This is a genomic window from Paracoccus sp. S3-43, from assembly GCF_029027965.1.
Lineage (GTDB): Bacteria > Pseudomonadota > Alphaproteobacteria > Rhodobacterales > Rhodobacteraceae > Paracoccus.
This window is the reverse complement of record NZ_CP119082.1, coordinates 723,349-745,711: the sequence shown is the minus strand read 5'-3', so window position 1 is coordinate 745,711 and position 22,363 is coordinate 723,349. Positions and strand designations below refer to the sequence as shown.

The window sequence follows — 22,363 nt, the reverse complement described above, 5'->3', positions numbered from 1 at the left end:
CCTTACCAGCTGGATTTGACAAGGCCGGGGATCTGACCTTGCGAGCCAAGCTCGCGCAGCATGATCCGCGACAGTTTCAGTTTGCGGTAATACGCGTGCGGACGGCCGGTCAGTTGGCACCGGTTGTGCAGACGCGTCTCCGACGAATTGCGCGGCAGTTCGGCCAGCTTCAGCGAAGCCTTGAACCGCTCTTCCATCGGCAGGGACTGGTTGTTGATGACCTCTTTCAGAGAGGCGCGCTTGGCGGCGAATTTCGCGACCAGACGCTCGCGCTTCTTCTCGCGCTCGACCATGGATTTCTTTGCCATATCTCTTACCTCCGCGATCAGCTGTTGAAGGGCATGTTGAAATGCTTCAACAGCGCTTTCGCTTCGGCGTCGGTCGGCGCCGTGGTGCAGATGATGATGTCCATCCCCAGAACTTCGTCGACCTTGTCGAAGTTGATTTCCGGGAACACGATGTGCTCCTTCAGGCCCATGGCATAGTTGCCGCGGCCGTCGAACGAGGTGCCCTTGACGCCGCGAAAGTCGCGGACGCGCGGCAGCGCGACGTTGATCAGGCGGTCCAGGAATTCGTACATCCGGTCGCCGCGCAGGGTCACTTTCGCGCCCAGCGGCATTTCCTCGCGCACGCGGAAGCCGGCGATCGAGTTCTTCGCCTTGGTGATCACGGCCTTCTGGCCGGCGATCAGCGACAGTTCCTCGGCGCCCTGCTTGACCTTCTTGGTGTCCTTGACGGCCTCGCCGATGCCCATGTTCAGGACGATCTTGTCCAGACGCGGGATCTGCATGTCGTTCTTGTAGCCGAATTCTTCCTTCAGCGCGGCCCGGATCGTCTCGCGGTAAACCGACTTCAGGCGCGGCGTGTATTTGCTTGCGTCCAGCATCAGATCACGTCTCCCGTGGTCTTGGCGAAACGGACCTTGTTGCCGTCTTCCAGGCGGAAGCCGACGCGGGTCGCTTTGCCGTTCTTGTCCAGAAGCGCCAGGTTCGACAGGTCGATCGGCATCGCCTTGGGCGTGCGGCCGCCTTGCGAGGTCTGCGTCTGACGCTGGTGACGGATCGCGATGTTGATGCCGTCAACGATGGCCTTGTTGTCCTTGGGCATGACGGCGGTGATCTCGCCCTGCTTGCCCTTGTCCTTGCCGGCCAGCACGACGACCTTGTCGCCCTTTTTCAGCTTGGCAGCCATTACAGCACCTCCGGCGCAAGCGAGATGATCTTCATGAAGTTCTTCGCGCGCAGCTCGCGGACGACCGGCCCGAAGATCCGGGTGCCGACCGGCTCGCCCTGGTTGTTCAGGATGACGGCGGCGTTGCGGTCGAAGCGGATGGACGTGCCGTCCTCGCGCTTCACTTCCTTGGCGGTGCGGACGACGACGGCCTTGCGGACGTCGCCCTTCTTCACCCGGCCCCGCGGGATGGCTTCCTTGACGGACACGACAATGATGTCGCCCACCGACGCATAGCGACGGTGCGAACCACCTAGGACCTTGATGCACTGAACCCGGCGCGCGCCGGAGTTGTCAGCGACATCCAGATTGGTCTGCATCTGGATCATTTGGTTTCTCCCGACCTTTGGGGACCGCGTCCTGCGGCCCCAGGGTTTCGATCATTTCTGATCTGTGATGATGGACTTACGCGGTAACCGCTTCGTCCGTCAGGACAGTCCAGCGTTTCGTCTTCGAGATCGGCGCGCATTCGACGATGCGAACGATGTCGCCGATCTTGAACTGGTTGTTCGCGTCATGCGCCCGGTATTTCTTGGACGAACGAACGGTCTTGTGCAGCAGCGGGTGCTTGAAGCGGCGCTCGACCAGAACGGTGACGGTCTGTTCGTTCTTGTCGCTGGTGACGCGGCCTTGCAGGATGCGTTTGGGCATGGGCCGCTCCTCAGTTCGCTGCGGCGGCTTCCGCCGCCTTCTGGTTCAGAATGGTCTTCACACGGGCCACGTCGCGGCGCACGGCGCGCATCCGGGCGGTGCTTTCAAGCTGGCCGGTGGCCTGCTGGAAGCGGAGGTTGAAAGCCTCTTTCTTCAGCGCGATCAGTTGATCCTTCAACTGGTCGGGCGTCTTCGACGTCAGATCCTGCGCCTTCATGCGCCTGTTCCTTTCAACATCACCGGAGAGCCCCTGCATCGCAGGGCCACCCTGATTCCCGGTGGAGTTTCGTGATGAAGGCCGTCCCATACAGGCAAAGGCCGGATGATGCAAGCCCTTCCCGTCCCGGAAAGGGAAACCCCGCCAGTCGCCCGGCGGGGTCTTTTCACAGCGCGGGTTTCACCCCGCCGCTTACCAGTCCTCGCGCGCCACGATGCGGGTCAGGACCGGCAGCTTGTTGGCGCCCAGGCGCAGGGCCTCGCGCGCGATCTCGTCGGACACGCCGTCGATCTCGAACATGATGCGGCCGGGATGGACGCGGGCGGCCCAGAAGTCGATGGCGCCCTTGCCCTTGCCCATCCGCACCTCGGTCGGCTTCGAGGACACCGGCACGTCCGGGAAAATCCGGATCCAGACCCGGCCCTGACGCTTCATGTGGCGGGTGATCGCGCGGCGGGCCGCCTCGATCTGGCGGGCGGTCACGCGCTCGGGCTCGGTGGCCTTCAGCGCGAAGGATCCGAAGTTCAGGGCGAAACCGCCCTTGGCTTCACCATGGATCCGGCCCTTGTGCTGTTTGCGGAACTTGGTCCGTTTCGGTTGCAGCATGATTAAGCTCCTTAGCGCGAGTCGCGGTCACGGCGGGGACCACGGGGCGCCGGACCTTCCTGAGCCTCGGCGGCCTTGCGGTCGCGGGCCTGGGGGTCGTGCTCCATGATCTCGCCTTTGAAGATCCAGGTCTTCACCCCGATGATCCCGTAGGGGGTCGTGGCTTCGGCCAGCGCATAGTCGATGTCGGCGCGCAGGGTGTGCAGCGGCACACGGCCTTCGCGATACCATTCGGTCCGCGCGATCTCGGCGCCGCCAAGACGGCCCGACACGTTCACGCGGATGCCCAGGGCACCCATGCGCATCGCGTTCTGCACCGCGCGCTTCATGGCGCGGCGGAACGAGACCCGACGCTCCAGCTGCTGGGCAATCGATTCAGCCACCAGGGCCGCATCGACTTCCGGCTTGCGGACCTCGACGATGTTCAGGTGAACTTCGGATTTGGTGAAGTTCGCCAGCTTGGTGCGCAGGACCTCGATATCGGCGCCTTTCTTGCCGATGATCACGCCCGGACGCGCGGCATGGATCGTCACCCGGCACTTGCGGTGCGGACGCTCGATGATCACGCGGCTGATGCCGGCCTGCTTGGCTTCCGTCTTGATGAAGGCCCGGATCTTCAGGTCTTCAAGCAGCAGATTGCCATAGTCCTTGTCGTCGGCATACCAGCGGCTGTCCCAGGTGCGGTTGACCTGGAGGCGCATACCGATCGGATTGACCTTCTGACCCATTACGCTTGCTCCTCGACTTGGCGCACCTTGATGGTGATTTCCGAAAACGGCTTCATGATCTTGCCATAACGGCCACGCGCCCGCGGACGGCCGCGCTTCATCACCAGGTTCTTGCCGACCCAGGCTTCGGCGACGACCAGGTTGTCGACATCAAGCCCGTGGTTGTTCTCGGCATTCGCGATCGCCGATTGCAGGCATTTCTTCACGTCGCCCGCGATCCGCTTGTGCGAGAAGGTCAGGTCGGCCAGGGCCTTGTCCACCTTCTTGCCGCGGATCAGCGCCGCCACCAGGTTCAGCTTCTGCGGCGAGGTGCGCAGACCCTTGGTCTTTGCGAATGCTTCGTTCTCCGCCACGCGGCGCGGATTGGTTTCCTTACCCATGACGATTACTTCCTCTTGGCTTTCTTGTCCGCCGCGTGGCCGTAATAGGTCCGCGTAGGCGAATATTCACCGAATTTCTGGCCGATCATCTCTTCGGTCACGGCAACGGGGATGTGCTTCTGCCCGTTATAGACGCCGAAGGTCAGGCCGACGAACTGCGGCAGGATGGTCGAACGACGCGACCAGATCTTGATGACATCGGATTTCCCCGAGTCGCGGGCCTTCTCCGCCTTCTTGAGCACATAGGCGTCAACAAAGGGGCCTTTCCAGATAGAACGTGCCATGGATCAGCGGCCCTTCTTCTTCGTGTGACGCGAGCGCAAGATATACTTGTCGGTCGCCTTGTTGCTGCGGGTCTTCTTGCCCTTGGTGTCCTTGCCCCAAGGCGTGACCGGCGTGCGGCCGCCCGAGGTCCGGCCCTCGCCGCCGCCATGCGGGTGGTCGATGGGGTTCATCGCCACACCGCGCACGCTGGGACGGATGCCCTTGTGGCGGTTGCGGCCGGCCTTGCCCAGGTTCTGGTTCGAGTGATCCGCGTTCGACACGGCGCCGATGGTCGCCATGCACTCCTGACGCACCAGACGCAATTCGCCCGAGGACAGGCGGATCTGGGCATAGCCGCCGTCGCGGCCCACGAACTGGGCATAGGTGCCCGCCGAACGGGCGATCTGGCCGCCCTTGCCGGGCTTCAGCTCGACATTGTGGACGATCGTGCCGATCGGCATCCCGCTGAAGGGCATGGCGTTGCCGGGCTTCACGTCGACCTTGGCGCCCGCGACGACCTTGTCGCCGACAGCCAGGCGCTGCGGCGCCAGGATATAGGCGCGCTCGCCATCCTCATAGCCGATCAGGGCGATGAAGGCGGTGCGGTTGGGATCGTATTCGATCCGTTCCACCACGGCGGCCATGTCGAACTTGGTGCGCTTGAAATCGACGATGCGATACAGGCGCTTTGCCCCGCCGCCCTTGCGGCGCATGGTGATCCGTCCGGTGTTGTTCCGACCGCCGTTCTTGGTCAACCCCTCGGTGAGGGACTTGACCGGGCGACCTTTCCAAAGCTCCGAACGGTCGATCAGAACCAGCCCGCGCTGGCCAGGCGTCGTCGGTTTATACGACTTCAATGCCATCTTTCTGTCTTCCGTTGCTTTGGACCAGGGTGGTCCGTTGTCGTCAAAAGATCGCGGCCCCGGTTGCCCCGGGGCCGCAGAGTTCCGCCTGCTATCAGAGTCCGGTGGACACGTCGATAGTGTTACCCTCTTCCAGGGTCACATAGGCCTTCTTCACGTCGCTGCGACGGCCCAGGATGCCCCGGAACCGCTTCTGCTTGCCCTTGGTGATGGTGGTGTTGACCGCCTTCACCTTGACGCCGAACAGGGCCTCGACCGCCTGCTTGATCTGCGGCTTGCTCGAGTCCTTGGACACCTGGAAGACCACGCCGTTATTTTCCGACGTCATGGTGGCTTTTTCGGTGATGATCGGCTTGACGATCACGTCGTAATGTTCAGCTTTCACGCTCATTTCAACCGAGCCTCCAGAGCTTCGACGCCCGACCGCGTGATCACCAGCGTGTCGCGCTTCAGGATGTCATACACGTTGGCGCCCATCGACGGCAGGATGTCCACGCCTTCGATGTTGCGGGCGGCGCGGGCGAAGCCTTCGTTGACCTCGGCACCGTCGATCACCAGCACGCGCTTCCAGCCGTTTTCCTTGACGGCCTTGGCGACGGCGGCGGTCTTGGCATCGGCGAGGTTCAGATCCTCGATGATGACCAGTTCCCCGGCCGTGGCTTTCGCCGACAGGGCATGGCGCAGGCCCAGGGCGCGCACCTTCTTCGGCAGATCGAAGGCGTGCGAACGCGGGGTCGGGCCCTTGTAGGTGCCGCCGTGACGGAAGGTCGGCGCCTTGCGGGAACCGTGGCGGGCGCCGCCGGTGCCCTTCTGGCGATAGATCTTCTTGGTCGAATAGCTGACATCCGACTTGCCCAGCACCGAATGGGTGCCCGCCTGCGCCTTGGCGCGCTGCCAGCGGACGACGCGCTGCAGGATGTCGCCGCGCGGCTCCAGCCCGAAGATCTCGTCGGCCAGCTCGATTTCACCGGCCTTGCCGGTATCCAGCTTGATCACATCGAGTTTCATTCTTTGTCTCCTTCGGGCGCAGCTTCCGCACCATCAGAAGCCTTGTCGGCGTTCGGATCGGCAGCGTCCTTGTCGGCGGCGATGGACGCCTGCGCTTCGGCCAATGCGGCTTCCTCGGCAGCGGCGGCCTCGGCAGCAGCAGCCTCGCGGGCGGCTTCCTCCGCAGCGGCGGCCTCGGCGGCGGCGGCCTCGGCCAAGCGGCGGGCTTCGTCAGCGGCCGATTTCAGCGCGGCCGGATAGATCACGTTCTCGGGCGTCGCTTTCTTCACGGCGTCCTTGATCGTGACCCAGCCGCCCTTGGAACCGGGAACCGAGCCCTTGACCATGATCAGGCCACGGTCGGCGTCGGTGCGCACCACTTGCAGGTTCTGCGTGGTGACGCGGACGGCGCCCAGGTGACCCGCCATCTTCTTGCCCTTGAACACCTTGCCGGGGTCCTGGCACTGGCCGGTCGAACCATGCGAGCGGTGGCTGATCGACACGCCGTGCGAGGCGCGCAGACCGCCGAAATTGTGACGCTTCATCGCGCCCGCAAAACCTTTACCGATCGAGGTGCCGGCGATGTCCACATACTGACCGGCGAAGTAATGGTCAGCGGTGATTTCCTCGCCCACATTGATCAGGTTTTCCTCGGCCACGCGGAATTCCGCGATCTTGCGCTTGGGCGCGACGCTGGCCTTGGCAAAGTGACCGCGCATCGCGGCGGTGGTGCGCTTGGCCTTGGCTTCCCCCGCGCCCAGTTGCACGGCGGTATAGCCGTCGCGGGCCACGGTGCGCTGATCGACGACTTGCAGGCTGTCCAGTTGCAGGACGGTCACCGGAACCTGACGGCCGTCTTCCAGGAACAGCCGGGTCATGCCCAGTTTCTTGGCGATAATACCAGTACGCAGCATCATCCCCTCCTTACACCTTGATCTCGACATCCACGCCGGCGGCGAGGTCGAGCTTCATCAGCGCGTCAACGGTCTGGGGCGTCGGATCGACGATGTCCAGCAGGCGCTTGTGGGTGCGGATTTCCCACTGGTCGCGCGACTTCTTGTCGATGTGAGGGCCGCGCAGGACGGTGAATTTCTCGATCTTGTTCGGCAGCGGAATCGGGCCGCGAACGGTCGCGCCGGTGCGCTTGGCGGTGTTGACGATTTCCTGGGTGCTGGCTTCCAGCACGCGGTAATCGAACGCCTTCAGCCGGATGCGGATATTCTGACTTTGCATAGTCATCCCTCTGACGGGGAGTTCCAGTCGAGAGGCTGACATCGCACCACGCGGCGCCAGCATCGGACCGTGTAAAATAAGAGCAGGCCGCCCAGAAGGCGGCCGCGCGCAAGACAGGCGAATCTCATCCTGGGGCGGATCCGACTGCGATGGGGGCGTATAGCCGTTTTGGCGGGTCAGCGTCAAGGCCGGATCGCCCGGAATCGGCACCCCCATAAACAAGGCCGCCCCCTTTCGGAGACGGCCCTTTGCATTGTCGCCCTGGCGTCGGATCACTTGATGATCTTGGAGACCACGCCGGCGCCGACGGTGCGGCCGCCCTCGCGGATCGCGAAGCGCAGCTTTTCCTCCATCGCGATCGGCGCGATCAGCTCGACCTCGAACTTCAGGTTGTCGCCCGGCATCACCATCTCGGTACCCTCGGGCAGCTTCACCGTCCCCGTCACGTCCGTCGTGCGGAAGTAGAACTGCGGGCGATAGTTCGCGAAGAACGGCGTGTGGCGGCCGCCCTCTTCCTTGGTCAGGATATAGGCCTCGGCCTCGAAGGTCGTGTGCGGGTTCACCGATTTCGGCTTGCACAGAACCTGGCCGCGCTCCACCCCGTCGCGGTCGATGCCGCGCAGCAGGACGCCCACGTTGTCGCCGGCTTCCCCGCGATCCAGCAGCTTGCGGAACATCTCGACGCCGGTGCAGGTGGTCTTCTTGGTGTCGCGGATGCCCACGATCTCAAGCTCGTCGCCCACGTTCACCGCGCCGCGCTCGATCCGGCCGGTGACAACCGTGCCCCGGCCCGAGATCGAGAACACGTCCTCGATCGGCATCAGGAACGGCTGGTCCACCGCGCGCTCGGGCGTCGGGATGTAGTCGTCCACCGCCGCGATCAGCGCCCGGATCGAATCCTCGCCGATCTCCTTGTCGCGGCCTTCCAGCGCCGCCAGCGCCGAGCCCTTGATGATCGGAATGTCGTCGCCCGGATAATCGTAGGAGGACAGCAGCTCGCGCACCTCCATCTCGACCAGTTCCAGCAGCTCCTCGTCGTCCACCTGGTCGACCTTGTTCAGATAGACGACCATATAGGGGATGCCCACCTGGCGGCCCAGCAGGATGTGTTCGCGCGTCTGCGGCATCGGGCCGTCGGCGGCGTTCACCACCAGGATCGCGCCGTCCATCTGCGCCGCGCCGGTGATCATGTTCTTCACGTAGTCCGCGTGGCCGGGGCAGTCCACATGGGCATAGTGGCGGTTTTCCGATTCGTATTCCACATGCGCGGTCGAGATCGTGATCCCCCGAGCCCGCTCCTCGGGCGCGCCGTCGATCTGGTCATAGGCGCGGAACTCGCCGAAATACTTCGTGATCGCAGCCGTCAGCGTCGTCTTGCCGTGGTCAACGTGACCGATCGTCCCGATGTTGACGTGCGGTTTCGTCCGTTCAAACTTTGCCTTTGCCATGATGGCTCCTTGTTGGTGACGGTGCGTGCAAGCACGCACCCTACGGGGGTGGTAGGGTGCGTGGTTTCCCACGCACCGCCGTTATGCGTATTTCTTCTGGATCTCGTCCGAGATGTTCTGCGGCACGGCCTCGTAATGGTCGAACTGCATCGTGAACACCGCGCGGCCCGAGGACATCGAACGCAGGTTGTTGATATAGCCGAACATGTTGGCCAGCGGCACGAAGGCGTCGATGACATTGGCGTTGCCGCGCGAATCCTGGCCACGGACCATGCCGCGGCGGCTGGTCAGGTCGCCGATGATCGAGCCCGTATATTCCTCGGGCGTCACCACCTCGACCTTCATGATCGGTTCCAGCAGCTTGGCGCCCGCCTTCTTCAGACCTTCGCGCATGGCAGCGCGCGAGGCGATCTCGAAGGCCAGGACCGAGGAGTCGACGTCATGGAAGGCACCGTCCAGCAGCGCGACCTTGAAGTCGATCACCGGGAAGCCCGCCAGCGGACCCGAGTCCATGACCGACTTGATGCCCTTTTCGACGCCCGGAATGTATTCCTTGGGCACCGCGCCGCCGACGATCTTGGATTCGAAGGAATACCCCTCGCCCGGCTCGGTCGGGTTGATCGCCAGCTTGACGCGGGCGAACTGGCCGGTGCCGCCGGTCTGTTTCTTGTGCGTATAGTCGATCTCGGCCGGCTGGCTGATGGTTTCGCGATAGGCCACCTGCGGGGCGCCGATATTCGCCTCGACCTTGAACTCGCGCTTCATGCGGTCGACCAGGATATCGAGGTGAAGTTCGCCCATGCCCTTCATGATGGTCTGGCCCGATTCCAGATCGGTCTCGACGCGGAAGGACGGATCCTCGGCGGACAGGCGCTGAAGGGCAAGGCCCATCTTCTCCTGGTCTGCCTTGGACTTGGGCTCCACGGCGATCTCGATCACCGGTTCCGGGAAGGTCATGGTTTCCAGAACCACCGGCTTGGCGGGATCGCACAGCGTATCGCCCGTGGTGGTGTCCTTCAGGCCCGCCAGCGCGATGATGTCGCCCGCAAAGGCTTCCTCGATCTCTTCGCGGTTGATGGCGTGCATCATCATCATCCGGCCGACGCGCTCGCGCTTGCCCTTGGTCGAGTTCAGCATCTGGTCGCCCTTCTTGAGCTGACCGGAATAGAGACGCGTGAAGGTCAGCGAGCCGACGAAGGGGTCGTTCATGATCTTGAACGCCAGGGCCGAGAAGGGCTGCGCATCATCGGCCGAACGCTCGATATTGCGGGTCTCGGTCTCGTCGTCGGGGGCAAAGCCCATCAGCGCCGGAACGTCGATCGGCGACGGCAGGAAGTCGATCACCGCGTTCAGCAGCGGCTGCACGCCCTTGTTCTTGAACGCCGAACCGGCCATCACCGGGAAGAAGGACAGCGACAGCGTGCCCTTGCGGATCAGCTTGCGCAGGGTCGCCTCGTCGGGCTCGTTGCCCTCCAGATAGGCTTCCATGGCATCGTCGTCCTGTTCGACGGCCAGTTCGATCATGTTGGCGCGCCATTCCTCGGCAACGCCCTTCAGGTCGTCGCGGACCGGCTGGCGGATCCAGTTGGCGCCCAGATCCTCGCCCTTCCAGACCCATTCTTCCATCTTGATCAGGTCGACGATGCCTTCCAGCGTGTCCTCGGCGCCGATCGGCAGGGCGATCGGGCACGGGGTGCCGCCGGTGCGGTCCTTGATCATGCGGACGCAGTTGAAGAAATCCGCGCCGATCTTGTCCATCTTGTTGACGAAGACGATCCGCGGAACCTTGTAACGGTCGGCCTGGCGCCACACGGTCTCGGTCTGCGGCTCGACACCGGCGTTGCCGTCCAGCAGGCAGATCGCGCCGTCCAGCACGGCCAGCGAACGCTCGACCTCGATGGTGAAGTCCACGTGGCCCGGCGTGTCGATGATGTTGAAGCGGTATTTGGTCTCCGAGGTGCCCTCGGTGGTCGGGTCTTCCTGGCGCTGCCAGAACGTGGTGGTCGCGGCAGACGTGATCGTGATGCCGCGCTCCTGCTCTTGCTCCATCCAGTCCATGGTGGACGCACCCTCGTGGGTTTCGCCCATCTTGTGGTTCTTACCCGTGTAGAAAAGGATACGCTCGGTCGTTGTCGTCTTGCCGGCGTCGATATGGGCCATGATGCCGAAGTTACGGTAACGCTGCAGCGGATATTCGCGTGCCATGGTCTGGATCCTTTCGCCTTACCAGCGGTAGTGGCTGAACGCCTTGTTCGCGTCGGCCATCTTGTGCGTGTCTTCGCGTTTCTTCACGGCAGTGCCGCGGCCGTTCACGGCATCGGCCAGTTCGCCCGCAAGACGTTCTTCCATGGTGTGTTCGTTGCGCTTGGCGGCGGCGGTGATCAGCCAGCGGATCGCCAGCGCCTCGCGGCGGATCGGACGGACCTCGACCGGCACCTGATAGGTGGCGCCGCCGACGCGGCGCGACCGCACCTCGACGGACGGTTTCACGTTTTCCAGCGCCTCGTGAAAGACTTCGATCGGTTCGCGCTTCAGGCGGGTCTGGACGCGGTCCAGGGCCGAATAGACGATGCGCTCGGCAACCGATTTCTTGCCGTCAACCATCAGGTTGTTCATGAATTTGGTCAGCACGCGATCGCCGAATTTGGCGTCGGGCAGGACTTCGCGCTTTTCAGCGGCGTGACGACGGGACATCGATGTCTCTCCTTATTTCGGACGCTTGGCGCCGTATTTCGAACGGCGCTGGCGACGATCCTTGACGCCCTGGGTATCCAGCACACCGCGCAGTATGTGGTAGCGGACACCCGGAAGGTCTTTCACGCGGCCGCCGCGGATCAGCACGACGCTGTGTTCCTGGAGGTTGTGCTTTTCGCCCGGAATATAGGAAATGACCTCGAACCCGTTGGTCAGCCGCACCTTGGCGACCTTCCGCATGGCGGAGTTCGGTTTCTTCGGCGTCGTGGTATAGACGCGCGTGCAGACGCCGCGTTTCTGCGGACAGCCTTGCAGGTGCTGCGACTTCGAGCGCTGCACCTTGGGCTGCCGCGGCTTGCGGATCAGCTGTTGGATCGTCGGCATTCGGTTCCCCGTCTTGCTCTGTCAATACTCGCAACCGGCTGGTTGCGCCGCTTCTCGACGGCATGTCGCGCGAATCGCGAAATGCCAAACCCATCCTGCCCCGGTAACCGGGGTGGACGGGAAAAATTCCAGAGGATCGAGGCAGTTACGGCCAGGATCGTGACCACGAAAGGTTCTGGTCCCCGGCCGGTTTCCCGGCGGGTGTGGGGCGTATAAGGGGAATCGCCTGGGCTGTCAACATGACGGCCCGACGCCGACCCCCTTGCCCAGGCGCCGCCCAAGGCCGTCCAGGACCGCGCGATCCAGGCCGAAGCGCAGGGCCGGCTGCCCCGGTCCGGGGCCTCGGGCGCGATGTCCCAAGGCAGGCCCGGCATCGGCACCCGCATCAGCGGACCATGCCCGGCCGCGCCTCGCGCAGGATGGTATAGATCCCGGCCGCGACCACCAGGGCCGACCCGGCCCAGGTCCACAGGTCGGGCCATTCGCCGAACACGATCAGCCCCATCGCGATCGCCACGAGCAGCGAGGTATAGCGGAACGGCGCGACATAGGAGATTTCCCCCACCCGCATCGACGCCACCGCGCTGACATAGCCCACCGTCAGAAACACGCTGCCGAGGATCAGCAGCAGCACCTGCGCGCCGCTGGGCATCACCCATTCGCGGGCCAGGCTGACGGCGAAGCCCGTCGCGGTCACGCCGGTCGCCGCGTAAAAGGCGATGGTGGCGGAACTGATCTCTTTCCCGAAGCCGCGCGTCGCCATGTCGCGCAGCACGATCATCGCCATGGCCGCAAGCGCGACGACGGCCCACAGGCCGAACACATTCCCCCCCGGCCGCAGGATCAGCAGCACACCCAGGAACCCCACGATCACGGCGCCGATCCGGCGCCAGCCCAGCGTCTCGTTGAAGAACAGCGCCGCCGTGACCATCACCGCCAGCGGCAGCGCCTGCATGATCGCCGACACGTCGCCCATCGCCATGTTCTGCAAGGCGTTCAGGAACAGGATGGTCGAGGCGATCTCTCCGACCAGCCGCCAGAACATCGGCCGGCGCGCTTGCGCGGGGATGCGCAGCGAAAGCCCGCCCATCCGGGGCGCCAGGGCGGCGATGAAGGCCATGGCGAACAGCCCGCGCAGGGCGATCGCCTGATACAGCGGCATGTCCTGCACGACGAACTTCATCACCGTGTCGTTCAGGCCGAAAGCCACCATGCACAGCGTCATCAGCGCCGCGCCGTGCAGGTTGTCCCCCGGCTTGTGCGCCAGCGGACGAACCGAAGCAGGCCGGACGCGCCGGATCGGGGACAGGATGGGGGTGCGCATGGCCGGTTTCACCAGGGGAACGGTGCTTTCCCGTTAGGCATTGCCACCGGATCGGGCAAGAGGATTTTGCGGGATACGCAACCCCACGCAGCCTAGGCCCGCCGATAGCTTGCGACCAGATCGGCGGCCCTTTCGTCGCGCACCAGCCTTGCGGCCTCGACCGGAACCACGCGCCGCCCGACGGGCCAGAAGGATATCCCTGCCAGCTTGAAGCTTTGCAGCCCGAAGGGAATGCCGATGATGGTCAGGCAACACAGGATCCCGGCGAGAAGATAGGACAGGAACAGCAGGATGCCGAAGGTGCAGGCCCACAGGACGTTAAAGACGAAGCCTATCGTGCCGGTGGCGGCGGTCGTGGCCGAGAGGGTCTTGCGGTCCAGGTCGCGGATGTGGACGACCTCCTTGCCAAAAGGCCAGGCCGACATCTTCGCCATTTCGATGGCGGCGCGCGTCAGCGGCAGCCCCACGATGGAAACGGCGAATACGGCCGCCCCCGCCAGCCAGAACAGAGCGGTGTACCAGCCCCCCAACACGAACCAGATCACATTGCCCGCGAATCGCATCCACAAATCCTTTTTACTTCGGTTCTCTGCGGCATCTCATGAAATCGTTAAGAAGTCGTGAACCGCATCGGAGAGGGCGTCCGAAACGCAAAAGGCCCGGCATTGCCGCCGGGCCCTCGCATGTCATGCGGAAACGATCACTCGTCGCGGTCTTCGGGCAGGTCGACGACCATTTCCGGTGCCGTGGTCTCCATCGCCGGGGCGATCAGCGCCGCGGCGGCTTCGGCCTCGGCGCGGCGCGCCTCGATCACCTCGGCGTCGCGTTCGGTCGCGATGCGGCGGACGCGGGCGGTGGCGCCGCCCGTGCCTGCCGGGATCAGACGGCCGACGATGACGTTCTCCTTCAGGCCCAGCAGCTTGTCGCGCTTGCCCTGAACGGCGGCCTCGGTCAGCACGCGGGTCGTTTCCTGGAAGGACGCGGCCGAGATGAAGCTGCGGGTCTGCAAGCTGGCCTTGGTGATGCCCAGCAGCACGGGTTCCCCGGTGGCCGGGCGGCCCCCCTTGGCTTCGCTCTTGGCGTTTTCTTCCTCGAACTCGTCGCGCTCGACATGCTCGCCTTTCAGCAGGGTGGTGTCGCCGCTGTCGGTGATCTCGATCTTTTGCAGCATCTGGCGGACGATCACCTCGATATGCTTGTCGTTGATCTTCACACCTTGCAGCCGGTAGACGTCCTGCACCTCGTCGATCAGGTAATCCGCAAGCGCCTCGATCCCCATGATCCGCAGGATGTCGTGCGGGGCCGGGTTGCCGTCCATGATATAGTCACCCTTCTGCACGAAGTCGCCTTCCTGCACCGGGATGTGCTTGCCTTTCGGCACCATGTATTCGACGGGCGCGCGCCCTTCTTCCGACGGCTCGATGGTGATGCGGCGCTTGTTCTTGTAGTCCTTGCCAAAGCGCACATAGCCGTCGATCTCGGCGATGATCGCGTGATCCTTGGGACGACGGGCCTCGAACAGTTCGGCCACGCGGGGCAGACCCCCGGTGATGTCCTTGGTCCGGGCGCCTTCGCGCGGGATCCGCGCCACCACGTCGCCGGCGCGGATTTCCTGCTGGTCTTCGACCGACAGGATCGCGTCCACCGACATCGGATAGCTGATCGGGTTGCCCTGTTCGTTGCGCACCGGATCGCCGTTCTCATCCATGATGATGATTTCGGGCTTCAGATCGTTGCCTTTCGGCGCGGAACGCCAGTCGGTCACGATCTTCTGCGTCATGCCGGTCGCATCGTCCGTCTCGTCGCGGACCGAGATCCCCGACAGCAGGTCCACGAACTTCGTCACACCGGCCTTTTCGGCGATGATCGGCAGGGTATAGGGATCCCATTCGAACAGCTTGGCGCCACGGAGGACCCGCTCGCCTTCCTTCACGAACAGCTTCGAGCCGTAGAACAGCTTGTGGCTGGCGCGTTCCTGCCCCTGGTCGTCGACGACGACCAGCTGCATGTTGCGCGCCATCACGACCTGCTCGCCATTGGCGTTGGTCAGGATGTTCTCGTTGCGGAACTGGACCGTGCCCTCGTGCGAGGCGGCTTGGAAGGACTGCTGGCCGCCCTGCGCGATGCCGCCGATGTGGAAGGTCCGCATCGTCAGCTGCGTGCCCGGCTCGCCGATCGACTGCGCGGCGATGATGCCGACAGCCTCGCCGATATTGACCAGCGTGCCGCGCGCGAGATCCCGGCCATAGCAAAGCGCGCAGACCCCGTCCTCCGACTCGCAGGTCAGGGCAGACCGGATGCGGACCGACTGCACGCCCGCCTGTTCGATGGCATCGGCCTTGCGTTCGTCGATCAGCTCGTTCCTGCGGACGATGATCTCGTCAGCGCCCGGAACCAGCACGTCCTCGGCCGCGGTCCGGCCCAGCACGCGTTCGGACAGCGGGCTGATGACCTCGCCGTCGTTGACCGCCGCCGAAGCGGTGATCCCCTGCTCGGTCCCGCAGTCGTGTTCGCGGATGATGCAATCCTGCGCCACGTCCACCAGACGCCGCGTCAGATAGCCCGAGTTCGCCGTCTTCAACGCCGTGTCCGACAGGCCCTTCCGCGCGCCGTGGGTCGAGTTGAAGTATTCAAGAACGGTCAGACCTTCCTTGAAGTTCGAGATGATCGGCGTCTCGATGATCTCGCCCGAGGGCTTGGCCATCAGCCCGCGCATCCCACCCAGCTGCTTCATCTGGTTGGTCGAACCCCGCGCGCCGGAATGGGCCATCATATAGACGCTGTTCGGCTCCATCTCGGCGCCGTTCGCGTCCTTCTTGGTGGCCGAGATCGTCGCCATCATGGCCTCGGTCACGCGGTCGTTGCATTTCGACCAGGCGTCCACGACCTTGTTGTATTTCTCGCCCTGGGTGATCAGGCCGTCGAGATATTGCTGCTCGAACTCCTTCACCTGGTCCTGGACTTCCTCGACGATGGTCCATTTGTTGTCGGGCACCACCATGTCGTCCTTGCCGAAGCTGATGCCGGCGCGGAACGCCTCGCGGAAGCCCAGGCCCATGATCTGGTCGCAGAAGATCACCGATTCCTTCTGCCCGCAGTAGCGATAGACGGTGTCGATGACGACCTGCACGTCCTTCTTGCGCAGCAGCCGGTTGACCAGTTCGAAGGGCGCCTTGGCGTTCATCGGCAGCAGCGCGCCCAGCCGCACGCGGCCCGGCGTGGTCTCGAACCGCTTGACGACCTCGTTGCCGTTCTCGTCGATCTGCTTGATACGCGCGGTGATACGCGCGTGCAGATGCACCTCGCCAGCGGCAAGGGCATGTTCGACCTCGTTCACATTGGCGAAGGCCATGCCCTCGCCCTTCATGCCGTCGCGCTGCATCGAGACGTAATACAGGCCCAGAACCATGTCCTGCGAGGGCACGATGATCGGCGCGCCGTTGGCGGGCGACAGAACGTTGTTCGTCGACATCATCAGGACGCGCGCCTCAAGCTGGGCTTCCAGCGAGAGGGGGACGTGAACCGCCATCTGGTCGCCGTCGAAGTCGGCGTTGAAGGCCGAACAGACCAGCGGGTGAAGCTGGATCGCCTTGCCCTCGATCAGGATGGGTTCAAACGCCTGGATGCCCAGGCGGTGCAGCGTCGGCGCGCGGTTCAGCAGGACCGGATGTTCGCGGATCACCTCGTCCAGGATGTCCCAGACCTCGGGGCGTTCCTTCTCGACCAGTTTCTTGGCCTGCTTGACGGTGCTGCTGAGGCCCTTCGCCTCAAGCCGCGAATAGATGAACGGCTTGAACAGCTCCAGCGCCATCTTCTTCGGCAGCCCGCACTGGTGCAGCTTCAGCTCCGGCCCGGTCACGATGACCGAACGGCCCGAGAAGTCCACGCGCTTGCCCAGAAGGTTCTGGCGGAACCGGCCCTGCTTGCCCTTCAGCATGTCCGACAGCGATTTCAGCGGGCGACGGTTGTTGCCCGTGATCACGCGGCCGCGACGGCCGTTGTCGAACAGCGCATCGACCGATTCCTGCAACATCCGCTTTTCGTTGCGCACGATGATGTCGGGCGCGCGAAGCTCGATCAGGCGCTTCAGGCGGTTGTTGCGGTTGATGACGCGGCGATAGAGGTCGTTCAGGTCGGACGTGGCGAACCGGCCGCCATCCAGCGGCACCAGCGGACGCAGTTCCGGCGGGATGACCGGGATCACGGTCAGCACCATCCATTCCGGGCGGTTGCCGGATTCCAGGAAGCTCTCGACGATCTTCAGGCGCTTGATGATCTTCTTCGGCTTCAACTCGCCGGTGGCTTCCTTCAGATCCTCGCGCAACTGGTCGGCGGTCGCGGCCAGGTCGATATTGGCCAGCATCGCCCGGATCGCCTCGGCGCCGATATCGGCCTGGAAGGCGTCGGCGCCATAGTTGTCCTGCGCGTCGAGGAATTCCTCCTCGGACAGCAACTGGCCATAGGTCAGATCGGTCAGGCCCGGCTCGATCACCACATAGTTCTCGAAATACAGGATCCGTTCCAGATCGCGCAGCGTCATGTCCAGCATCAGCCCGATGCGGCTGGGCAGCGATTTCAGGAACCAGATATGGGCGACGGGCGCGGCCAGTTCGATATGGCCCATGCGCTCGCGGCGGACCTTTTGCAGGGTCACCTCGACGCCGCATTTCTCGCAGACCAGGCCGCGATATTTCATCCGTTTGTATTTGCCGCACAGGCATTCATAGTCCTTGATCGGACCGAAGATGCGCGCGCAGAACAGACCGTCACGTTCCGGCTTGAACGTGCGATAGTTGATGGTCTCGGGCTTCTTCACCTCGCCATAGGACCAGGCGAGGATTTCCTCGGGCGAGGCCAGCGAGATCTTGATTTCGTCGAACTGCCGCGGCGGGGCCAGCGGGTTCAGGGGATTGGTGGCAAGTTCCTGGTTCATTCTCAATTCCTAATGAAGGGCACGGGGAAGGTGGTGAGAGCCGTGGCCCTCACTCCTCCTCCTCCGCATCCAGGAGTTCCATGTTGAGGCCCAGACCCCGGACCTCCTTGACCAGCACGTTGAAGGATTCCGGCACGCCGGCCTCGAAGTTGTCGTCGCCCTTGACGATGGATTCATAGACCTTGGTCCGGCCCGCCACGTCGTCCGACTTGACCGTCAGCATTTCCTGCAAGGTATAGGCGGCGCCATAGGCTTCCAGCGCCCAGACCTCCATCTCACCCAGGCGCTGCCCGCCGAACTGCGCCTTGCCGCCCAGCGGCTGCTGGGTGACCAGGCTGTAGGGGCCGGTTGACCGCGCGTGCATCTTGTCGTCGACAAGGTGATGCAGCTTCAGGATATACTTCATGCCGACGGTGACCTTGCGGGCGAACTGTTCGCCCGAACGGCCATCGAAGACCACCGACTGCCCCGAGGTGTCGAATCCGGCGCGGGTCAGCGCGTCGTTCACGTCGGCTTCCTTGGCGCCGTCGAAGACCGGGGTGGCGATCGGAATGCCGGTGCGCACGGTGTTGGCGTGTTCGACCAGCAGATCGTCGTCCATGCCGTCGAAGGTTTCGGCATACATCTCGTCGCCATAGCCGATGCGCATCGCCTCGCGGACCGGGGTCATGTCGCCATTGCGGCGATACTCTTCCAGCGCCTCGTCGATCTTGAGGCCGAGGCCACGCGCCGCCCAACCCATATGGGTTTCCAGGATCTGCCCGACATTCATGCGCGAGGGCACGCCCAGCGGGTTCAGCACCAGGTCGACCGGGGTGCCGTCGGCCAGGAACGGCATGTCCTCGATGGGCACCACCTTGGACACGACGCCCTTGTTGCCGTGACGCCCGGCCATCTTGTCGCCCGCCTGCAGCTTGCGCTTCACGGCGACAAAGACCTTGACCATCTTCATCACGCCCGGCGGCAGGTCGTCGCCCTGGCGGACCTTTTCGACCTTGTCCTCGAAGCGGGCTTCGAGGGCCTTCTTTTGCAGGTCGTATTGATGGTTCAGCGCCTCGACTTCCTTGGCGGTGTCTTCCTCGCTGACGGCAAGCTGCCACCACTGGCCGCGCGACAGCGTGCCCAGCAGATCCTCGGTGATCTCGGAATTGGCCTTGATGCCCTTGGGGCCTTTCACGGCGGTCTTGCCCAGGATCAGCGATTTCAGGCGCGCATAGATGTTGCGGTCCAGGATCGCCTGTTCGTCGTCGCGGTCGCGGGCCAGTCGCTCGACTTCCTCGCGCTCGATCTGAAGCGCGCGTTCGTCCTTGTCCACACCGTGGCGGTTGAAGACGCGGACTTCCACGATGGTCCCGTAAGCCCCCGGCGGCAGGCGCAAGGACGTGTCGCGCACGTCGGACGCCTTTTCGCCGAAGATGGCGCGCAGAAGCTTTTCTTCCGGCGTCATCGGGCTTTCGCCCTTGGGGGTGATCTTGCCCACCAGGATGTCACCCGGCCCGACCTCGGCGCCGATATAGACGATGCCGGCCTCGTCGAGGTTGCGCAGCGCCTCCTCGCCGACGTTCGGGATGTCGCGGGTGATCTCCTCGGGCCCCAGCTTCGTGTCGCGGGCCGCAACCTCGTATTCATCGATATGGATCGAGGTGAACACGTCGTCGCGGTGGATCCGCTCGGAAATCAGGATCGAGTCCTCGTAGTTGTAGCCGTTCCAAGGCATGAAGGCCACGACCACGTTCCGGCCGATGGCAAGCTCGCCCTGGTCGGTCGAGGGACCGTCCGCGATCACCTGGCCGCCCACGACCTTGTCGCCCACCTTGACCAGCGGACGCTGGTTGATGGTCGAGGACTGGTTGGACCGCTTGAACTTGCGCAGACGATAGATGTCCACGCCCGCATCGCCGGATTCCAGCCCTTCGGTCGCCCGCACAACGATCCGCTGCGCATCGACCTGGTCGATCACGCCGCCGCGGCGGGCCATGATGGCCGCGCCGGAATCGCGGGCGACGGTGCCCTCCATGCCGGTGCCGACGAAGGGCGCCTCGGCCCGCAGCAGCGGCACCGCCTGACGCTGCATGTTCGACCCCATCAACGCACGGTTGGCGTCGTCGTTTTCCAAGAACGGAATCAGCGCGGCGGCGACCGAGACAAGCTGTTTCGGCGACACGTCGATCAGGTCGATGGCATCGACCGGGTTCAGCGTGAAATCGCCCGCCTGACGGGTCGAGATCAGTTCATCGACAAAGCGGCCATCCGCATCCAGCGTCGCGTTGGCCTGGGCCACGGTGTGACGCATCTCCTCGGTCGCGGACATATAGACCACGTCATCGGTGACCTGGCCGTCGATGACCTTGCGATAGGGGGTTTCGATGAAGCCGTATTTGTTCACGCGGGCAAAGGTCGCCAGGCTGTTGATCAGGCCGATGTTCTGGCCTTCCGGCGTCTCGATCGGGCACATCCGGCCGTAATGGGTCGGGTGAACGTCGCGCACCTCGAAGCCCGCGCGTTCGCGGGTCAGACCGCCCGGCCCAAGCGCCGACAGGCGGCGCTTGTGCGTCACCTCGGACAGCGGGTTGGTCTGGTCCATGAACTGCGACAGCTGGCTGGAGCCGAAGAATTCGCGCACCGCAGCCGCCGCCGGCTTGGCGTTGATCAGATCCTGCGGCATCACCGTGTCGATTTCCACGCCCGACATGCGCTCGCGGATCGCGCGTTCCATGCGCAGCAGGCCGACGCGATACTGGTTCTCCATCAGCTCGCCCACCGAACGCACCCGGCGGTTGCCCAGGTGGTCGATGTCGTCGATCTCGCCCTTGCCGTCGCGCAGTTCGACCAGCCCGCGCACGCAGGCCACGATATCGTCGGAACGCAGGGTGCGTTGGGTGTCGGGCGCGTCCAGATCCAGGCGCATGTTCATCTTGACCCGGCCCACCGCGGACAGGTCATAGCGTTCGCTGTCGAAGAACAGGCTGTTGAACAGGTTCTGCGCGGCCTCGACGGTGGGCGGCTCGCCCGGACGCATGACGCGATAGATGTCCATCAGCGCGCCTTCGCGGCCCATGTTCTTGTCGGCGGCCATGGTGTTGCGGATATAGGGGCCGACGTTCACGTGGTCGATGTCCAGCACCGGGATCTCCGTGATGCCGTTGTCCAGCAGCACCTTGAGCAGGCCGCCGTTCAGCTCGCCGTCGCGGTCGTATTCCGCCGTGATCTCGTCGCCCGCCTCGGCATAGATGAAGCCGGTGGTGTCGTTCACGATATCCTTGGCCACGAAGCGGCCGATGATCCGCTCGAACGGGACCAGCAGGTTCAGGGCCTCGCCCGATTCCTGCAATTTCTTGACCAGGCGCGGCGTGACCTTGTCCCCGGCCTGGGCGATGATCTCGCCGGTTTCGGCATTCACCAGGTCATAGGCCGGACGGGTGCCGCGCACGCGTTCGGGGAAGAAGCGCGTGACCCAGCCCTGCGACCGGCCCTCGCGGCGCAGGGTATAGTCCACGGTCTCGTAGAAGGCGTCCATGATGCCTTCCTGGTCCATGCCGAGCGCGTAAAGCAGCGTCGTCACCGGCAGTTTGCGGCGGCGGTCGATGCGCGCGAAGACCAGATCCTTGGCGTCGAATTCGAAATCCAGCCACGACCCGCGATAGGGGATGATCCGGCAGGCGAACAGCAATTTCCCCGAGGAATGGGTCTTGCCGCGATCGTGATCGAAGAACACGCCGGGCGACCGGTGCATCTGCGACACGACGACGCGTTCGGTGCCGTTCACGATGAACGTCCCGTTCGTGGTCATCAGGGGCATGTCGCCCATGAACACGTCCTGTTCCTTGATGTCCTTGACCGACTTGGCGCCGGTGTTTTCATCGACATCGAACACGATCAGGCGCAGCGTCACCTTCAGCGGCGCGGCATAGGTCATGTCGCGTTGCTGGCATTCGTCCACGTCGTATTTCGGGCGCTCAAGCTCGTATTTCACGAATTCCAGCGTCGCGGTCTCGTTGAAGTCCTTGATCGGGAAGACCGACTGGAACACGCCCTGGATGCCTTCGCCGTCGTGATGGCCCTCGCCCTCACCCGAGTTCAGGAACAGGTCGTAGGAGGATTTCTGAACCTCGATCAGGTTCGGCATCTCCAGCACTTCGCGGATGTTGCCGTAATAGCGCCGGATACGCTTCTGGCCGACATAGGATTGCGCCATGGGGTCTTGTCACCTTTCGTCTTCGCGCGCGGTCCAGGTCGGGGCACCCAGGACACGGGCCTACGAATGCAGGGGGATAAGGTTCCATTCGTGCCGCGCGTCCCACCGCGCCGCTCCCGAACCTCGAACATGCCCTGAAGGATTGTCTGATCCAGACCGCCCTTCAAGACAGGTTCGGCAGGGACCGGGAAACCCCGAACCCTGCCCTTTTTCAACCAGCCAGCAG

Annotated in this window: 23 protein-coding genes; all 23 read right to left on the bottom strand. The window is 63.9% G+C overall.

Annotated elements, in window-relative coordinates; all coding sequences use genetic code 11:
* Nucleotides 1-2: 2 nt before the first annotated feature.
* Nucleotides 3-308, bottom strand: a complete 306-nt coding sequence (rpsN, locus tag PXD02_RS03785; protein ID WP_275105614.1) for a 30S ribosomal protein S14 — start codon at nucleotides 306-308, stop codon at nucleotides 3-5.
* Nucleotides 309-325: 17 nt separating this feature from the next.
* The gene (gene rplE, locus PXD02_RS03780) at nucleotides 326-886 is read right to left on the bottom strand and encodes a 50S ribosomal protein L5 (RefSeq protein WP_275105613.1); all 561 of its coding nucleotides are present in this window, start codon (nucleotides 884-886) and stop codon (nucleotides 326-328) included.
* Entirely contained in the window at nucleotides 886-1,191 is a 306-nt protein-coding gene (gene rplX, locus PXD02_RS03775) for a 50S ribosomal protein L24 (protein ID WP_275105612.1), read from the bottom strand. Before rplX ends, rplE begins: the two co-directional genes overlap by 1 nt.
* Nucleotides 1,191-1,559 carry a 50S ribosomal protein L14 gene (rplN, locus tag PXD02_RS03770; RefSeq protein WP_010400243.1) on the bottom strand — a complete coding sequence of 123 codons (369 nt, stop codon included), beginning with the start codon at nucleotides 1,557-1,559 and terminating at the stop codon, nucleotides 1,191-1,193. Before rplN ends, rplX begins: the two co-directional genes overlap by 1 nt.
* Before the next feature lie 76 nt (nucleotides 1,560-1,635).
* A complete protein-coding gene (rpsQ, locus tag PXD02_RS03765) occupies nucleotides 1,636-1,881 on the bottom strand; it encodes a 30S ribosomal protein S17 (protein ID WP_275105611.1) in 246 nt (81 codons plus the stop codon).
* A gap of 10 nt (nucleotides 1,882-1,891) precedes the next feature.
* Complete coding sequence (rpmC, locus tag PXD02_RS03760; RefSeq protein WP_126156002.1) at nucleotides 1,892-2,098, bottom strand: 50S ribosomal protein L29; 207 nt, start codon at nucleotides 2,096-2,098, stop codon at nucleotides 1,892-1,894.
* Between the two features lie 192 nt (nucleotides 2,099-2,290).
* Complete coding sequence (gene rplP / locus PXD02_RS03755) at nucleotides 2,291-2,704, bottom strand: 50S ribosomal protein L16 (protein ID WP_089386325.1); 414 nt, start codon at nucleotides 2,702-2,704, stop codon at nucleotides 2,291-2,293.
* Between the two features lie 11 nt (nucleotides 2,705-2,715).
* Nucleotides 2,716-3,432 carry a 30S ribosomal protein S3 gene (gene rpsC / locus PXD02_RS03750; RefSeq protein ID WP_275105610.1) on the bottom strand — a complete coding sequence of 239 codons (717 nt, stop codon included), beginning with the start codon at nucleotides 3,430-3,432 and terminating at the stop codon, nucleotides 2,716-2,718.
* Nucleotides 3,432-3,812, bottom strand: a complete 381-nt coding sequence (gene rplV / locus PXD02_RS03745; protein ID WP_275105609.1) for a 50S ribosomal protein L22 — start codon at nucleotides 3,810-3,812, stop codon at nucleotides 3,432-3,434. The genes rpsC and rplV overlap by 1 nt, the downstream gene beginning before the upstream one ends.
* A gap of 5 nt (nucleotides 3,813-3,817) precedes the next feature.
* A complete protein-coding gene (gene rpsS, locus PXD02_RS03740) occupies nucleotides 3,818-4,096 on the bottom strand; it encodes a 30S ribosomal protein S19 (RefSeq protein ID WP_126155998.1) in 279 nt (92 codons plus the stop codon).
* A 3-nt stretch (nucleotides 4,097-4,099) separates the two neighbouring features.
* On the bottom strand, nucleotides 4,100-4,939 hold the full coding sequence (rplB, locus tag PXD02_RS03735) for a 50S ribosomal protein L2 (RefSeq protein ID WP_275105608.1): 840 nt from the start codon (nucleotides 4,937-4,939) through the stop codon (nucleotides 4,100-4,102).
* Between the two features lie 94 nt (nucleotides 4,940-5,033).
* Nucleotides 5,034-5,330 carry a 50S ribosomal protein L23 gene (locus PXD02_RS03730; RefSeq protein WP_275105607.1) on the bottom strand — a complete coding sequence of 99 codons (297 nt, stop codon included), beginning with the start codon at nucleotides 5,328-5,330 and terminating at the stop codon, nucleotides 5,034-5,036.
* A complete protein-coding gene (gene rplD, locus PXD02_RS03725) occupies nucleotides 5,327-5,947 on the bottom strand; it encodes a 50S ribosomal protein L4 (RefSeq protein WP_275105606.1) in 621 nt (206 codons plus the stop codon). Before rplD ends, PXD02_RS03730 begins: the two co-directional genes overlap by 4 nt.
* Entirely contained in the window at nucleotides 5,944-6,840 is an 897-nt protein-coding gene (gene rplC / locus PXD02_RS03720; protein WP_275106350.1) for a 50S ribosomal protein L3, read from the bottom strand. The genes rplD and rplC overlap by 4 nt, the downstream gene beginning before the upstream one ends.
* A gap of 10 nt (nucleotides 6,841-6,850) precedes the next feature.
* Nucleotides 6,851-7,159 (bottom strand): 30S ribosomal protein S10, encoded by a 309-nt coding sequence (gene rpsJ, locus PXD02_RS03715; protein ID WP_089386317.1) that lies wholly within the window; start codon nucleotides 7,157-7,159, stop codon nucleotides 6,851-6,853.
* 272 nt (nucleotides 7,160-7,431) lie between these two features.
* Complete coding sequence (tuf, locus tag PXD02_RS03710; protein WP_275105588.1) at nucleotides 7,432-8,607, bottom strand: elongation factor Tu; 1,176 nt, start codon at nucleotides 8,605-8,607, stop codon at nucleotides 7,432-7,434.
* Nucleotides 8,608-8,688: 81 nt separating this feature from the next.
* Nucleotides 8,689-10,812 (bottom strand): elongation factor G, encoded by a 2,124-nt coding sequence (fusA, locus tag PXD02_RS03705; RefSeq protein WP_275105605.1) that lies wholly within the window; start codon nucleotides 10,810-10,812, stop codon nucleotides 8,689-8,691.
* A gap of 18 nt (nucleotides 10,813-10,830) precedes the next feature.
* Nucleotides 10,831-11,301, bottom strand: coding sequence for a 30S ribosomal protein S7 (gene rpsG / locus PXD02_RS03700; RefSeq protein ID WP_130991679.1), 471 nt, complete (start codon nucleotides 11,299-11,301; stop codon nucleotides 10,831-10,833).
* 12 nt (nucleotides 11,302-11,313) lie between these two features.
* Nucleotides 11,314-11,685, bottom strand: a complete 372-nt coding sequence (rpsL, locus tag PXD02_RS03695) for a 30S ribosomal protein S12 (RefSeq protein WP_022705687.1) — start codon at nucleotides 11,683-11,685, stop codon at nucleotides 11,314-11,316.
* Between the two features lie 385 nt (nucleotides 11,686-12,070).
* Nucleotides 12,071-13,009 (bottom strand): DMT family transporter, encoded by a 939-nt coding sequence (locus PXD02_RS03690; protein ID WP_275105604.1) that lies wholly within the window; start codon nucleotides 13,007-13,009, stop codon nucleotides 12,071-12,073.
* A 92-nt stretch (nucleotides 13,010-13,101) separates the two neighbouring features.
* Nucleotides 13,102-13,572 carry a YccF domain-containing protein gene (locus PXD02_RS03685; RefSeq protein ID WP_275105603.1) on the bottom strand — a complete coding sequence of 157 codons (471 nt, stop codon included), beginning with the start codon at nucleotides 13,570-13,572 and terminating at the stop codon, nucleotides 13,102-13,104.
* 137 nt (nucleotides 13,573-13,709) lie between these two features.
* Nucleotides 13,710-17,942: a DNA-directed RNA polymerase subunit beta' gene (gene rpoC, locus PXD02_RS03680; RefSeq protein WP_275105602.1), complete on the bottom strand. Its 4,233-nt coding sequence runs from the start codon at nucleotides 17,940-17,942 to the stop codon at nucleotides 13,710-13,712.
* Nucleotides 17,943-17,991: 49 nt separating this feature from the next.
* The gene (gene rpoB, locus PXD02_RS03675; protein WP_275105601.1) at nucleotides 17,992-22,137 is read right to left on the bottom strand and encodes a DNA-directed RNA polymerase subunit beta; all 4,146 of its coding nucleotides are present in this window, start codon (nucleotides 22,135-22,137) and stop codon (nucleotides 17,992-17,994) included.
* Between the last annotated feature and the right edge of the window lie 226 nt (nucleotides 22,138-22,363).